General features: G+C 64.0%; 11 protein-coding genes. 6 read left to right on the forward strand and 5 right to left on the reverse strand.

Annotated elements, in window-relative coordinates; genetic code table 11:
* Positions 1 to 55 precede the first annotated feature (55 nt).
* The 3 genes from OKW39_RS18275 to OKW39_RS18285 form a co-directional block, all read right to left on the reverse strand.
* Positions 56 to 862, reverse strand: coding sequence for an ATP-binding cassette domain-containing protein (locus OKW39_RS18275; protein ID WP_090801043.1), 807 nt, complete (start codon positions 860 to 862; stop codon positions 56 to 58).
* A gap of 13 nt (positions 863 to 875) precedes the next feature.
* Positions 876 to 2,066 (reverse strand): ABC transporter permease, encoded by a 1,191-nt coding sequence (locus OKW39_RS18280; RefSeq protein WP_429563197.1) that lies wholly within the window; start codon positions 2,064 to 2,066, stop codon positions 876 to 878.
* A gap of 175 nt (positions 2,067 to 2,241) precedes the next feature.
* Positions 2,242 to 3,288 (reverse strand): sugar ABC transporter substrate-binding protein, encoded by a 1,047-nt coding sequence (locus OKW39_RS18285; RefSeq protein WP_090801040.1) that lies wholly within the window; start codon positions 3,286 to 3,288, stop codon positions 2,242 to 2,244.
* A gap of 272 nt (positions 3,289 to 3,560) precedes the next feature.
* On the opposite strand from OKW39_RS18285, the gene OKW39_RS18290 reads away from it, so the two are divergent.
* The 4 genes from OKW39_RS18290 to OKW39_RS18305 all read left to right on the forward strand — a co-directional run bounded on the left by OKW39_RS18290 (position 3,561) and on the right by OKW39_RS18305 (position 6,886).
* Entirely contained in the window at positions 3,561 to 4,445 is an 885-nt protein-coding gene (locus OKW39_RS18290; protein WP_090801038.1) for a MurR/RpiR family transcriptional regulator, read from the forward strand.
* Positions 4,438 to 5,457: an inositol 2-dehydrogenase gene (gene iolG, locus OKW39_RS18295; RefSeq protein WP_429363393.1), complete on the forward strand. Its 1,020-nt coding sequence runs from the start codon at positions 4,438 to 4,440 to the stop codon at positions 5,455 to 5,457. Before OKW39_RS18290 ends, iolG begins: the two co-directional genes overlap by 8 nt.
* The gene (locus OKW39_RS18300; protein WP_429563198.1) at positions 5,454 to 6,524 is read left to right on the forward strand and encodes a Gfo/Idh/MocA family oxidoreductase; all 1,071 of its coding nucleotides are present in this window, start codon (positions 5,454 to 5,456) and stop codon (positions 6,522 to 6,524) included. The genes iolG and OKW39_RS18300 overlap by 4 nt, the downstream gene beginning before the upstream one ends.
* A 134-nt stretch (positions 6,525 to 6,658) precedes the next feature.
* The gene (locus tag OKW39_RS18305) at positions 6,659 to 6,886 is read left to right on the forward strand and encodes a sulfurtransferase TusA family protein (RefSeq protein WP_026225937.1); all 228 of its coding nucleotides are present in this window, start codon (positions 6,659 to 6,661) and stop codon (positions 6,884 to 6,886) included.
* 100 nt (positions 6,887 to 6,986) lie between these two features.
* Here OKW39_RS18305 and galU read toward each other — a convergent pair whose 3' ends face one another.
* Positions 6,987 to 7,868, reverse strand: a complete 882-nt coding sequence (gene galU / locus OKW39_RS18310; RefSeq protein ID WP_090801031.1) for a UTP--glucose-1-phosphate uridylyltransferase GalU — start codon at positions 7,866 to 7,868, stop codon at positions 6,987 to 6,989.
* A 62-nt stretch (positions 7,869 to 7,930) separates the two neighbouring features.
* Positions 7,931 to 10,810: a valine--tRNA ligase gene (locus OKW39_RS18315; protein ID WP_429563199.1), complete on the reverse strand. Its 2,880-nt coding sequence runs from the start codon at positions 10,808 to 10,810 to the stop codon at positions 7,931 to 7,933.
* A gap of 800 nt (positions 10,811 to 11,610) precedes the next feature.
* Between OKW39_RS18315 and OKW39_RS18320 the strand changes: the two genes are divergently transcribed.
* Positions 11,611 to 13,974 carry a UvrD-helicase domain-containing protein gene (locus tag OKW39_RS18320; RefSeq protein ID WP_018421183.1) on the forward strand — a complete coding sequence of 788 codons (2,364 nt, stop codon included), beginning with the start codon at positions 11,611 to 11,613 and terminating at the stop codon, positions 13,972 to 13,974.
* Positions 13,971 to 14,765 (forward strand): 5'-methylthioadenosine/adenosylhomocysteine nucleosidase, encoded by a 795-nt coding sequence (locus OKW39_RS18325; protein ID WP_429563200.1) that lies wholly within the window; start codon positions 13,971 to 13,973, stop codon positions 14,763 to 14,765. Before OKW39_RS18320 ends, OKW39_RS18325 begins: the two co-directional genes overlap by 4 nt.
* Positions 14,766 to 14,776 lie beyond the last annotated feature (11 nt).

Here is a 14,776-nt window from a genome sequence, read left to right on the forward strand (position 1 = left end):
GCGCGTCGGCCAGCCGGGCGAAACGCGCCGAGGCTGGACGTGCCGCGCGAATCGGTCAGATCGTCGCGCCTTCGAGTTCGCCGATCATCTTCTGCATCTCGGCGCCGCCGGCCATCATGTCGAGCACTTCGTTCTTGCTGATCGTCTGTTTGGTGAACGTGCCGAGCGAGCGGCCGCGATTGAGCAGCGTGAACGAATCGCCGATCGGATACGCGTGGTGCACGTTGTGCGTGATGAAGATCACCGAGATGCCTTTGGCGCGCGCCTTGTGGATCAGCTTCAGCACGTTGAAGCTCTGCTTGACGCCGAGCGCGGCGGTCGGTTCGTCGAGAATCAGCACGCGCGCGCCGAAGTGGATCGCACGCGCAATCGCCAGACATTGACGCTCGCCGCCCGACATCGTGCCGATCGGCTGATGCGGGTCGCGCACGTTGATGCCCATTTCGGCGAGCTTGTCGCGCGCGGTGGTTGCGCAGGTTTCGAGGTCCATCACGTTCAGAAGGCCGAACAGCTTTTTCTGCGGCTCGCGGCCCATGAAAAAATTGCGCGCGACCGATAGCAGCGGCACCAGCGCGAGATCCTGGTAGACGGTTGCGATACCGAGATCGAGCGCGTCTTTCGGCGACGTGAAGTGCACCGGTTTGCCGTCCACCCGGTAGGTGCCTTTGCTCGGCTGATACACGCCCGCGAGCGTCTTGATCAGCGTCGACTTGCCGGCGCCGTTGTCGCCGAGCAGGCAATGCACTTCGCCGCGTATGAGGCGCAGCGTGATGTCGTTCAGCGCGATGATGTTGCCGAAATAACGGCTGACGTTTTCCAGCGACAAAATGATGTCGTCGGTGTTCTGTTCCGGGGTGCTCATCGTGAACCTCCGTCTAGCGCGATGCCACGACGCGGCCGCGCACGTAGTGGTTGAACAGCACGGCGAACAGCAGCATCACGCCGAGGAACACGCGGAACCAGTCGGAATCGACGTTGGTGTACGTGATGCCGATCTGCACGACGCCGAAGATCAGCGCACCGAAGCATGCGCCGATCACCGAGCCGTAGCCGCCTGTCAGCAGCGTGCCGCCGATCACCGCGGCGATGATCGCCTCGAACTCCGCCTGCAAACCGCGGTCGGCCGCGGCCGAACCGATGTCGCACACCTGAAGTACTGCATACAGGGCCGAGCAGAACGCGGTCAGCACGAACAGCGAAATCTTCACGCGACGTACCGGCACGCCGACGTTCTTGGCCGCGTTGGCATCGCCGCCGACCGCGAAAATCCAGTTGCCGAAGCGCGTCTTGGCGAGCGTGAACGCGCAGACCACGGCGAGCACGAGCCACCACAGCAGCACCTTCGGAATGCCCGGCACGAGCGGCGTGCCGTTGTCGAGCAGCTTCACGAGGCCGAGGTGGCCGAGCCACACGAACAGACCTTTGAACGCGACGCCCTGGAAGAACGTGTGCGCGAACCAGTCCTGACGCGCGACGTCGCCGACGCCGGAGATGATGGTGCGATCGGCGAACATCACCGATAGCGCGAGCGTGAGACCGCGCAGTATGAACAGGAACGCGAGCGTGACGATGAACGACGGCAGGCGCGTGCGTATCACCAGATAGCCGTTGAGCGCGCCGAGCAGCATCGAGCCGACGAACGCGAACAGGATCGCCAGCCAGATCGGCCAGTGGAAGTACATGGTCGGCAGCGCGACCATCATGCCGGCAAAGCCGATCATCGAACCGATCGACAGATCGAACTCGCCGGCGATCATCAGCAGGCACGCGCCGACCGAGATCAGACCGAGATAGGCGGCGACCTGCGCCCAGTTCATCACGCCGTCGAGGTTGAACATCCCCGAGTTGCCGGCCGCCACGCCGAACACGATGAACACCATCACGGTGCCGGCGAGCGCCGCGAATTCCGGTCGGCCGAGCAGATGGCGGAACCAGGATTCCTCGCGCACGCGTTCGTCGACGGCAGCGGATTGCGAGGCGGTCGTCGCAGCAGACTTCGCCGGGTCCTGCGGATCAGGCGGCGGTTGCTTGCGGTGATGGGGATGAAACAGGTCGGCGACACCCATTGAAGCTCTCCTTGATACGCCCGCGACCGGCGGGTCGGCGCAATGCCGTGGGCGTTTGCGAATCCGCTGAGCGGGCGGGCGCCGGCAAGACGCCATGCGTCCCGCCGGTCACTGCCTTTTAACCTGGCCGCCGGCGCGGCGGCTCAGGCGCGCGATGCGATGCGTTGCCGTGCGTTCAGCGGTACTGACCCGCGTACTTCAGCACCTTGTCGACGTTGGCCTTCGTGATGAAGCCCGGGCCCGAACCGATATTGCGCGGCCCGTAGGACGGCGTGAGCCCATAAGTGGCAAGACGCTCCTTGAACTTCGGATTCGCCTGCAGGATCTCGCGGATTTTGGCCGGATCGGTGGTGTGGTCCTTCTTCACGATCGCGAGCACGGCAACCGGGATATAGCCCTGCAGGTACGGTTGCTGGTCGATCGCGAACTGGATCGTGCCGTCCTGGATGCCCTTCGCGATGTCGCTGTCGAAGTCGAACGTCGCGAACCAGATCTTGCCGGCGAGGCCCATCTGCTGCAGCGCCTTCAGCGTCGGATCGGCCGACAGCGGACCGAGCGTCAGCACCGCCTGGGTATCCGGATGATTGCGCAGGAACGCGCTGACCTTCGACTGCACGCCGGTCGGGTCCTGGCCCGTGTCGAGCGTCGAGGTTTTGAAGTTGGCGCCGATCGCTTCGGCGAAACCGCGGCAGCGTTCGAACGAAGCCGGGTTCGTCGCGTAGTGGTTCACGCACAGGAACGACTTGATGCCGGCGGCCTTGGCCTTTTCTCCGGCGGCTTTGCCGGCCGCGAACTCGGGCTGGCCGACGTGCATGATCGCGCCGAGCTTCGCGCTTTGCTCCTCGGTGCCCGAATTGATCGTGACGAGCGGAATGTGCTTCTCGGTGACCTTCGCGATCGAACTCTTCAGCACGTCGAAGTCGGCGATCGACACGATCACGCCGTCGTAGTTGCGCGCGGCCGCCTGTTCGATGAGACGCGCCATGTCGGCGATGTCGCCGTTCGGCGGATTGCGGTAGTCGGTCTGAACGTTGAAGTCCTCGTCGGCCTGCTTGATCGCGTTCTTGATCGTGTTCCACCACGAGTCCGAATCCGGCGCGTGGCTGATCAGCACGAAGTGGGCCTCCGCCGCGCGGGCGGCCGAGGCCGCGCCGAATCCCGTCGCCAACGTCAACGCCGTCACCAGAATCCTGAGCGTTGCCTTGCCTCTGCAAAGTCTCATTGTCTCCACCTTTCTCGGTCTGTCGTTCGTTATTGAGGGAGCGACTGGCGGGCGGCTTTCCATATGACCCACACAACGAGGCCGAAGCGCCATCGCTCACGACCAAGAGTAGGTCAACTTCCGAAGCCTTGCAAAGAAAATTTCATGACAAATAAAAATGGAAAATACGTTCCATTTGATGGGGCGGCCGCCTATACTCGGCAACGTCGGATGCACGTTGCGGCGCGCCGCGGGCGCGTCTGCCGCATTGCAGGAAACCCCGAGAGGCTGTCATGGCGGAACAGATCACCGAAGAAACGGTGCCGAGCGTCGACGAATTGATGCAGCGCATCGCGGATACCTACGAGTCGCTGCCGCGGCAGTTGAAAAGCGTCGCGACGTACATCGAGCAGCATCGCGCGAGCGTGATGATGGATCGCACGAGCGATATCGCCGCGAGCTGCGGCGTGCATCCGTCGGCGGTCGTGCGCTTTGCGCAGCGTTTCGGCTTTTCCGGGTTTTCGGATCTGCAGGCGGTGTTTCGTCAGGCGTATACGGGGCAGGGCGTGTCGTCGTCGAGCTATCAGCAGCGCATCCGCAAGCTGATCGACGAGAAGCCCGGCACCTTGTCGGGCGGCGCGGTCGCGCGCGAGTTCATCGCCGCGTCGCGCGGCGGCCTCGAAGAACTCGAAGCGGGCCTCGACGACAAGCAGTTCGACGCCGCCGTGAAGATGCTGCAGCAGGCCGACAACATCTACGTGATCGGCGTGCGGCGCTCGTTTCCGGTCGCGAGCTACATCGTCTATGCGTTGCAGCACACGCATAAGCGCGTGCATCTGGTGTCTGGCTTCGGCGGCATGTATCGCGAGCAGATCCGCAGCGTCAGGAAGGGCGACGTGGTGATTGCGATCAGCTTCGCGCCATACGGCAAGGAGACGCAGTACTGTCTGCGCGTCGCGCATCATCATCAGGCGAAGACGCTCGTCATTACGGATAGCCAACTATCGCCGCTCGCACGCTACGCCAGCACGCAGCTGTACGTGAAAGAGGGCAGCGCGTTCGCGTTCCGCTCGCTGACCAGCACGATCTGCCTGTGCCAGGCGCTCTTCATCGCGCTCGCGTACAAGCTCGAACTGAACGTTGAAGAATCCAACGACACTGGAGGCTACGATGACTGACGCGGTAAACACGATCGACGTCGCCGTATTCGGCGCGGGGCGCATCGGCAAGATCCATGCGGCGAATCTCGCGCGGCAGCCCGGCGTGCGGCTCAAATACGTGGTCGACGTGAATCGCGAGGCGGCCGCCGCGCTCGCCGCGCAGCATGGCGCGCAGGTTGCGGATAGCGACGGCGCGATCGGCGATGCATCGATCGGCGCGACCGTGATCTGTTCGAGCACCGACACGCATGCGGACCTGATCGTCAAATCGGCCGCGCAGAACAAGCACGTGTTCTGCGAGAAGCCGGTCGATCTCACGTTGGAGCGCGCGCGGATGTGCGCAGAAGCGGTGGAGCGCGCCGGTGTCGTGTGCATGATCGGTTTTCAACGGCGCTTCGATCCGACGTTTTCCGCATTGAAAGCGCGTCTCGACGCGGGCGAGATCGGCACGCCGGAAATGCTCGTCGTCACGAGCCGCGATCCGGGCGCGCCGCCGGTCGAGTACATCCGGCACTCGGGCGGCATCTTCAAGGACATGCTGATTCACGACTTCGACATCTGTCGCTGGATTCTCGACGACGAAGCCGACACGCTGCACGCCACCGGCAGTTGCCTCACCGACCCCGCGATCGCCGACGCGGGCGACATCGATTCGACCGCGGTGACGATCCGCACGAAGCGCGGGCGGCTGTGCCAGATCAACACCGCGCGGCGCGCTGCCTACGGCTACGACCAGCGTTTCGAAGTGCTCGGCAGCACCGGCATGCTGCAGGCAGGCAACGTTCGGCCCACCGAAGTCACCGCGTACTCGAAGACGGAAGTATCGACCGACGTGCCCGAGGCGTTTTTTCTCGAACGCTATCGCGCGGCATACGCGCTCGAAATCGCGCATTTCTTCGACGCGGTCACGCATGGCAAGCCGGTGCGCACGACCGTCGCGGATGGCCTGAAAGCGCTCGAACTCGCGGAAGCCGCGACGCGGTCGTGGCGCGAGGGCCGCGCGGTCAAACTCGGCGAGGCAGCGCAATGAAGCCCGCCACGGAGCGCTTGCGGATCGGCGTGGTCGGCCTTGGGCGGCTTGGCAAGCGGCATGCGGAGAACCTCGCGTATGGCGTGCCGGGCGCGACGCTCACGGCCGCGTGCAGTCCGCTCGAAGATGAACTGGCATGGGCGCGCGATGCGATGCATGGGGCAATGCATGGGTCGCTGCATGAGCCGCGTCTCTACACCGATTACGCGGACCTGCTCGCCGATCCGCACGTCGACGCGGTATGGCTCGTCACGCCGTCGTCGCTGCACGCGCAGCAGATCGTCGACGCATTGCGCGCCGGCAAGCATGTGTTCTGCGAAAAGCCGCTGTCGCTCGATGTCGCCGAATGCGAGCGCGTGCTGGCCGAAGCGGCGCGCTATCCGCACCTGCAGGCGACGATCGGCTTCATGCGCCGCTTCGATCCGAGCTACCGCGACGCGTTCGATAAAATCGCCGCCGGCCAGATCGGCCGGCCGTTCCTCGTGCGCTCGCAAACCACCGATAAAAACGACGACAACGGTTTCTTCGTGCGCTTCGCGGCGACCTCGGGCGGCATCTTTCTCGACTGCACGGTGCACGACATCGACGTCGCCCGCTGGCTGCTCGGCAAGCCGCGCGCGACGCGCGTGTTCGCGGCGGGCACGGTCGCGCTGCACGAGGGTCTGCGCGAATTCGGCGACGTCGACAACGGTGTCGCGATCTGCGAATTCGCGGGCGGCAAGCTCGCGACGTTCTACGCGTCGCGCACCCAGGCGCACGGCAACGATACGCACAGCGAAGTGATCGGCACGGCGGGCGCGCTGACGATCGGCCGCAATCCGCGCGCGAACCGCGTCGAGATCTACGACGCGACCGGCATTCGCAACGAGTGCACGCCGAACTTTTTCGACCGGTTCGAGGACGCGTTTCTGCACGAGGCACGCGCGTTCGTTGCATCGGTGCAAAAAGGACCGGGGAAGGGCGATGCGGCACAGCGTGGCGCGACGCTCGCCGATGCGCTCGAAGCGACGCGTATCGGCGTGGCGCTGCGCGAGTCGCTGCAAAGCGGCGAGGCGGTGACGCTGTAACGGCGCGCGGCACGGCTCGCGTGGAAATGGGCGTCGTGGCGATGTCCGGCGCCGCCGCTCCGCCTGCTGTAAAATTTGACCCTCTGTCCGGCGTCGTCAGCGACGCCCCGTCCCGAAGGTCATCGTCGATGCAAATTCAGATTCACAAGGAAGTCGATGCGCGCGGGCTCATGTGCCCGCTGCCCATCCTGCGCGCCAAAAAGGCGCTCGCCGACATGGAAAGCGGCCAGATTCTCAAGGTGCTCGCCACCGATCCCGGCTCGCAGCGCGATTTCGCCGCGTTCGCGAAGCAGACCGGCAACGAGATCGTCGAAAGCTCGGCGCATGACAAGGTGTTTACGTTTCTGATGCGGCGTCGATGAGCTGCATTGGGTAAAACTGTCGGTCCGATGTAAAAAAAGAAGGCGCTGTCCCCATTATTCGGGGCACAGCGCCTTCTTCGTTTCAGCCGGACTTTCGACGTCAGCCTTCGAGAACCGGCGAGCGGGTACGCAGATATTCTTCGAAATCGGCGGCGACTTCCGGGTGACGCAGGGCGAACTCGACGGTCGCCTTCAGGTAGCCCAGCTTGCTGCCGCAGTCGAAACGTGTGCCGTGATACTTGTACGCGAGCACCTGTTCGTCGGCGAGCAGCGACTGGATCGCGTCCGTCAGTTGCAATTCACCGCCCGCGCCCGGCTTGATGGAGCGCAGGTGATCGAAGATGCGCGGCTTCAGCACATAACGGCCCACCACGCCGAGGTTCGACGGCGCCACGCCCGGTTCCGGCTTTTCGACGATGCCCGACATCTTGATGATCGAGTCTTCCCATTCCTTGCCGTCGACGATGCCGTACGATTTCGTATCTTGCGGCGGGATCTCTTCGACGCCGATCACCGAGCTATGATAGTGATCGAACACCTCGATCATCTGCGTCATCACGGGCGGCGTGCCGTACAACAGGTCGTCCGCGAGAATCACGGCGAAAGGGTTGTCGCCTACCAGCTTCTCGGCGCACAGCACGGCGTGGCCGAGGCCCAGCGCCTCGGCCTGGCGCACGTAGAAGCAGTCGACGTGGCTCGGCTTGATGCTGCGCACGAGTTCGAGCAGCTTGTCCTTGCCGCGCGCCTCGAGTTCGGCCTCGATCTCATAGGACTTGTCGAAATGGTCTTCGATCGCGCGCTTGCTGCGGCCCGTGACGAAGATCATTTCGGTGATGCCGGCCGCCATCGCCTCTTCCACCGCGTACTGAATCAGCGGCTTGTCGACGATCGGCAGCATCTCCTTCGGGCTAGCCTTCGTGGCGGGGAGGAAGCGGGTGCCAAGACCGGCTACCGGAAAGACCGCCTTCGTAACTTTTAGCATGTGAATACCCTGAGTCCTCTGGTTTAAATCCTTGCCCGCCGTTGAGGGGGCGGGCGCGTCGGTCAGGCCGGCAAGCGGGCCAGTTGGGCTTTCAGCTTGCCGACGGTGGCTTCGAAATCGGCCAGCCGCTTCTGCTCCTGTTCCACGACCGCCGCCGGCGCCTTCGCAACGAAGGCCTGATTCTGTAGCTTACCGTTGCACTTGACGATTTCGGCGCTCAACCGCGTAATCTCTTTCGACAGGCGTTCGCGTTCGACCGCTGCGTCGATTTCGACCTTCAACACGAGCTTGTCCGTTCCTACGATAGCAATCGGCGCGCCATCCGCCTGGGCGTCGAGCGCGGCCTCGTCGGCGATGATCTGCACCTCCGACAGACGCGCAAGTGCCTGAGCGTAAGGCGCGAAAGTACGAAGACGCTCCGCATTGCCGGTGGCGAGCAACGGCACCTTCACCGCCGGCGACAGGTTCATTTCTCCGCGCAGATTACGGCATGCATCGATCACCGCTTTGAGGTCGGTCGCCCACCGCTCGGCGTCTTCATCGAGCTTCGACGGCTCCGCGACAGGGTACTGCTGCACCATGATGGACGCCTCGCCCTCGGCCTTGCCTTCCGGGTAGCGTCCCGCGAGCGGCGCCACTTTCTGCCACAGCGCTTCGGTGATGAACGGGATCACCGGATGCGCGAGGCGCAGCACCGTTTCGAGCACACGCAAAAGCGTCCGCCGCGTGGCACGCTGCTGGTTCGGCTGCCCCGTCTGGATCTGCACTTTGGCGAGTTCAACGTACCAGTCACAATATTCGTCCCATACGAACTTGTATATGGCGTTGGCCACATTGTCAAAACGATAGTCGGAAAAACCCTTGACGACTTCCGCTTCCACGCGCTGCAGTTGCGACACGATCCAGCGGTCGGCCTGCGAGAAATGCAGATTGCCTTCTGGCCCGCATTCGCCACATTGCGCCGGCTGGCCGAAACCGCAGTCGTGGCCTTCGCAGTTCATCAGCACGAAGCGCGTGGCGTTCCACAGCTTGTTGCAGAAGTTGCGATAGCCTTCGCAGCGCGCGAGGTCGAAATTGACGTTGCGGCCGAGCGTGGCCATCGACGCCATCGTGAAGCGCAGCGCGTCGGTGCCGAACGCCGCAATGCCGTCCGGAAACTCCTTGCGGGTCTTCTTCTCGATCGACGCGGCCAGCTTCGGATTCATCAAGCCGGTGGTGCGCTTCGCGACGAGCGCGTCGAGGTCGATGCCATCGACGATGTCGATCGGGTCGAGCGTGTTGCCCTTGCTCTTCGACATCTTCTGGCCTTCGGCGTCGCGCACGAGACCGTGCATATAGACCGTTTCGAACGGCACCTTGCCCGTGAAGTGCGTGGTCATCATGACCATGCGCGCGACCCAGAAGAAGATGATGTCGAAGCCGGTGACGAGCACCGACGACGGCATGAAGTGCTTGAGCTCTTCGGTTTCGTTCGGCCAGCCGAGCGACGAGAACGGCACCAGAGCGGACGAGAACCACGTGTCGAGCACGTCTTCGTCGCGCTTCAATGCGCCGCTGTAGCCGGCCGCGACGGCCTTCGCGCGCGCGTCTTCCTCGGTCTTGGCGACGAACACTTCGCCGTTCTCGCCGTACCACGCCGGAATCTGGTGACCCCACCACAGCTGACGCGAGATGCACCAGTCCTGGATGTTTTCGAGCCACTGGTAGTACGTGGTGGTCCAGTTTTCCGGCACGAATCTGATCTGGCCGTTGCGCACCACGTCGAGCGCGGTTTCGGTGATCGACTTGCCCGGATTGAACGTGCCTTCGGGCGCCGGCTTGCTCATCGCGACGAACCACTGGTCGGTCAGCATCGGCTCGATCACGACGCCGGTGCGGTCGCCGCGCGGCACCATCAGCTTGTGCGGCTTGACCGATTCGAGCGCACCGAGCGCCTCGAGATCGGCGACCACCAGCTTGCGGGCTTCGAAACGGTCGAGGCCGCGGTATTTTTCGGGCGCGTTGTCGTTGATCTTCGCGTCGAGCGTGAGGATTTCGATTTGCGGCAGCTTGTGGCGCAGGCCGACCTGATAATCGTTGAAATCATGCGCGGGCGTGACCTTGACGACGCCTGTGCCGAATTCGCGGTCGACGTAATCGTCGGCGATGATCGGCACTTCGCGGTTCGACAGCGGCAGCGTGATGGTCTTGCCGATCAGGTGGGCGTAGCGCTCGTCTTCCGGGTGCACCATCACGGCGGTGTCGCCGAGCATGGTTTCCGGACGGGTGGTGGCGACGGTCAGATGGCCCGAGCCGTCGGTCAACGGATAGTGGATTTGCCACAGGTGGCCGTTTTCTTCTTCGCTGACCACTTCGAGGTCGGATACGGCGGTGAGCAGTACCGGGTCCCAGTTCACGAGGCGCTTGCCGCGATAGATCAGGCCCTGTTCATACAGACGCACGAACACGTCGCGCACGGTGGCCGACGTCTTGTCGTCCATCGTGAAGTATTCGCGCGACCAGTCGATCGATGCACCGAGACGACGCACCTGATTCGTGATCGTGGAGCCGGATTGCTGCTTCCACTCCCACACGCGCTCGACGAACTTCTCGCGGCCGAGGTCGTGGCGCGACACGCCCTGCGCGTCGAGCTGGCGTTCGACGACGATCTGCGTGGCGATGCCCGCGTGGTCGGTGCCCGGCACCCACAGCGTGTTCTCGCCGAGCATGCGGTGATAGCGGGTCAGGCCGTCCATGATGGTCTGGTTGAACGCGTGGCCCATGTGCAGCGTGCCCGTGACGTTCGGCGGCGGCAACTGGATCGAGAAATCCTTGCGGTTCGCGTCGAAGGAGGGCGCGGCGTAGGTGCGCTTTTCCCATTCAGGGCCCCAGTGGGCTTCGATGGTGTGGGGTTCGAAGCTTTTTGCAAGCGTCGAGGTCGGGTCGCTCGGGGTGTCGCTCATGTTTCTGTTAAAGGCAGGATTTTGGAGGCGGGGAAGGGTTGATTATAGCTGGACGAGGTTTTTTGCCGGCCGGCGGCCGGTGTGGACAGGGGTTATGCTTTTTTCGTTGTTCTGGCTTGGTTGGCCTTTCCTTGCTGACTTATCGGTCTATTAGCGTTGCCCCTGTGCGGGGCGGCACCTACTTTCTTTGCTGCTGCAAAGAAAGTAGGCAAAGAAGACAGCTCAAACCGCAAACTCTTAAGCGGGTCCCTCGGTCCGCATAAGGTAGTGGTGCATCTGGAATCCGTGCTCTCGCACATTCCGCGCTTGCGACACGGCTGTCATTCTTCCGGCGGCGCTGCGCGCGCCGAAACCCCGCTCAAAAACCACTGGTTGTTTCGGCGCGTCGCCGAGGCGCAGCCGACGGCCCCCGCTGCGCGGGCCAAACCATTGGTTTCCCTGGTAGACCCGTCCGCGACGCACGTAGTGCGGAGTGGGAGGGATGATGGCTTTGTCACGAACGGGGAATGTGCGGGGGCACGGATTCCAGATGCACCACTACCCCTTCCAAGCCAGGGGACCCGCTTAAGATCTGGCGGTTTTAGCTGTCTTCTTTGCCTACTTTCTTTGCAGCAGCAAAGAAAGTAGGTGCCGCCCCGCACAGGGGCAACGCTAATAGACCGATAACAAAGCAAGGAAAGGCCAACAAAGCCAGAACAACGAAAAAACCCCAACCCATATCCAGAAGAACAAAAAAACCAAAAAAAGCGCCGCCCCCGCCGGGGCATATAATGTCCCCCGAACTGCGCCTAAGCAAAAAAATGCCCGACCTCCTCTCGAATCTAAACCCCGAACAACACGCCGCCGTAACGCTCCCGAATGAGCCCGCCCTGATCCTGGCGGGCGCCGGCAGCGGCAAAACCCGCGTCCTGATCACCCGCATCGCGTGGCTGATTCAGCAAGGCCTCGCGTCCCCCGCGACCGTCCTCGCGGTGACCTTCACGAACAAAGCCGCCCGCGAAATGATGGCGCGCCTCTCGGCGCTATTGCCGATCGACACGCGCGGCATGTGGATCGGCACGTTCCACGGCCTGTGCAACCGTATGCTGCGCGCGCATCACCGCGACGCCGGGCTGCCCGCCACGTTCCAGATTCTCGATACCGCGGACCAGCTGTCAGCGATCAAGCGCCTGATGAAGGGCCTCAACATCGACGACGAAAAGTACCCCGCGAAAAATCTCCAGTACTTCATCAACAACGCGAAAGAGCAGGGCCTGCGCCCCAAAGACGTCGACGCGACCGACAACTTCAACCGCAAGTTCGTCGAACTCTACGAAGCCTACGATCAGCAATGCCAGCGCGAAGGCGTCGTCGACTTCCCCGAGCTGCTGCTGCGCTGCTACGAACTGCTCGCGCACAATCCGCCGCTGCGCGCGCATTACCAGGCGCGCTTCAGGCACATCCTCGTCGACGAGTTTCAGGACACCAACAAGCTGCAATACGCGTGGCTGAAGCTGCTCGCGGGCCAGCACAACGCAATCTTCGCGGTCGGCGACGACGACCAGTCGATCTACGCGTTCCGCGGCGCGAACGTCGGCAACATGCGCGACTTCGAGCACGAGTTCAACGTGCGCAATCTGATCAAGCTCGAGCAGAACTATCGTTCGCACGGCCATATTCTCGATGCCGCCAACCAGCTGATCGCGAACAACTCGCGACGCCTCGGCAAGAATCTGCGTACCGACGCGGGTCACGGCGAACCGGTGCGCGTCTACGAATCGGCGACCGATTCGCAGGAGGCCGGCTGGATCGTCGAAGAGATTCGCGCGCTGATCAACACCGGCCTGTCGCGCAGCGAAATCGCGGTGCTCTACCGCAGCAACGCGCAGTCGCGCACGATCGAGCACACGCTCGTCAACGCGGGCATCGCGTATCGCGTGTATGGCGGCCTGCGCTTTTTCGAACGTCAGGAAGTCAAGCACGCGCTCGCATACCTGCGCCTGATCGACAACCCGAACGACGACACCGCGTTCGGCCGCGTCGTCAATTTCCCGACTCGCGGCATCGGCGCGCGTTCGATCGAACAGCTCGCCGACGCGGCGCGTCTGTACAACTGCTCGATGGCCGCGGCGATTCCGTACGTCGCCGGCAAGGCCGGCTCGAGCCTCGCCGCGTTCGCGAACCTCGTCGGCAAGATGCGCGCCGACACGCAGCAGATGAGCCTGCCGGAGACCGTCGAGTACGTGGTCCGCGCGAGCGGTCTCGCCGACTTCTATCAGAACGAGCGCGAAGGCCAGGAGCGGCTCGAGAACCTGCAGGAACTCGTCAACGCGGCCGCCGCGTTCGTCAGCGAGGAAGGCTACGGGCTCGATACGCCCGCGCGCTCGATTCCACTGCGCCCAGGAGCCAGCGCCGCGCCCGAACTCGCGGTCGCGACCGACGATCCGACCACGGTGGTCCTCGACGCACCGGGCATCGCCGATCCGGCGCAAAACCCCGACACGATGACGCCGCTCGCGGGCTTTCTGTCGCACGCATCGCTCGAAGCGGGCGACAACCAGGCGCAGGCCGGCCAGGAAGCGGTGCAGCTGATGACGGTACACGCGGCAAAGGGGCTCGAATTCACCGCGGTGTTCATCACCGGCCTCGAAGAGGGGCTGTTCCCGCACGAGAACAGCGCGATGGAGGCCGACGGCCTCGAAGAGGAGCGGCGTCTGATGTACGTCGCGATCACGCGCGCGAAGGAGCGGCTGTACCTGTCTTTCGCGCAGAGCCGGATGCTGCACGGCCAGACCCGCTACAACATCCGCTCGCGTTTCTTCGACGAATTGCCGCACGAAACGCTGAAGTGGCTGACGCCGAAGGTCGAGGCGGGCTCGCGCTGGGGCGGCCGCTCGGACAACGCCGGCTACGGGCGCGACTGGTTCGCGCGGCCGGGATACGGCGGCGGTTCGGCGTCGACGGCGGCGGTGACCTCCGCGCCGGCGCCCGCGTTCGCGAACGAGCAACGCGCGGCCGACACGGGTTTCCGCGTCGGCCAGCAGGTGTTCCATACGAAGTTCGGCGAAGGCACGATCACCGCACTCGAAGGCAACGGCACCGACGCGAAAGCGCAGGTCCGCTTCAAGCGGCACGGCGAAAAGTGGCTGGCGCTGGCGGTGGCTAAATTGCAGGCGGTCGAATGAGCACGCCCTTGAATCTCAGCCGCGATGCGCGGCGGCCGCTCGGCGTTCTGGCCGCGTTACCGCAGGAACTCGGCGACCTGATCGAAGCGATGCGCGCCGAGTCCGGCGTGCGCACGGTCACGCACGGCCAGCGTGACTACCACGTCGGCACCGTGCACGGCACGCCGTGCGTCGTCACGCTCGCGCGCATCGGCAAGGTCGCGGCGGCCGCGACGGTCAGCGCGCTGATCCACGCGTTCGATGTCGAGGCGATCGTGTTCACCGGTGTCGCGGGCGGTGTCGGCGGCGACGTGCATGTCGGCGATATCGTCGTTGCGAGCGCGCTGATGCAGCACGATGTCGACGCGTCGCCGCTTTTTCCGCGCTTCGAGGTGCCGCTGCTCGGCATGTCGCGCTTCACCACCGATGCGGCGCTCGCCGACCGTCTGATGGCCGCATGCGAGCAGTTCGTCGCCGAGGAAGGCGCGGCCTGCGCGGTGCGCTTCGGCACGCGCGCGCCGCGCGTGCATCGCGGCTTGATCGTCAGCGGCGATCAGTTCGTCGCGAGCGCGGCGGCCGTCGCGGCGTTGCGCGACGCGCTGCCCGACGCGCTCGCGGTCGAGATGGAAGGCGCGGCGATCGCGCAGGTCTGCTACGAGTACGGCGTGCCGTGTGCGGTCGTGCGCACGATCTCCGATACCGCCGACGACCACGCGCCCGGATCGTTCATGTCGTTCCTGACCGGGATCGCGGGCACCTATTCGAACGCGATTCTCGCGCGCTTTCTCGGCACGCGGGACACCGCGGGCTGAGCGCCCGCTTG

The organism is Paraburkholderia sp. MM6662-R1 (genome assembly GCF_050436245.1).
In the GTDB taxonomy this organism is placed as follows: domain Bacteria; phylum Pseudomonadota; class Gammaproteobacteria; order Burkholderiales; family Burkholderiaceae; genus Paraburkholderia; species Paraburkholderia tuberum.

Bases quoted from the DNA above. Each gene is read 5' to 3' on its own strand.
- OKW39_RS18290 (WP_090801038.1), top strand. From the start codon at position 3,561: ATGGCGGAACAGATCACCGAAGAAACGGTGCCGAGCGTCGACGAATTG.
- OKW39_RS18285 (WP_090801040.1), bottom strand. From the start codon at position 3,288: ATGAGACTTTGCAGAGGCAAGGCAACGCTCAGGATTCTGGTGACGGCG.
- OKW39_RS18275 (WP_090801043.1), bottom strand. From the start codon at position 862: ATGAGCACCCCGGAACAGAACACCGACGACATCATTTTGTCGCTGGAA.
- galU (WP_090801031.1), bottom strand. From the start codon at position 7,868: ATGCTAAAAGTTACGAAGGCGGTCTTTCCGGTAGCCGGTCTTGGCACC.
- OKW39_RS18320 (WP_018421183.1), top strand. From the start codon at position 11,611: ATGCCCGACCTCCTCTCGAATCTAAACCCCGAACAACACGCCGCCGTA.
- OKW39_RS18280 (WP_429563197.1), bottom strand. From the start codon at position 2,066: ATGGGTGTCGCCGACCTGTTTCATCCCCATCACCGCAAGCAACCGCCG.
- OKW39_RS18315 (WP_429563199.1), bottom strand. From the start codon at position 10,810: ATGAGCGACACCCCGAGCGACCCGACCTCGACGCTTGCAAAAAGCTTC.
- iolG (WP_429363393.1), top strand. From the start codon at position 4,438: ATGACTGACGCGGTAAACACGATCGACGTCGCCGTATTCGGCGCGGGG.
- OKW39_RS18325 (WP_429563200.1), top strand. From the start codon at position 13,971: ATGAGCACGCCCTTGAATCTCAGCCGCGATGCGCGGCGGCCGCTCGGC.
- OKW39_RS18300 (WP_429563198.1), top strand. From the start codon at position 5,454: ATGAAGCCCGCCACGGAGCGCTTGCGGATCGGCGTGGTCGGCCTTGGG.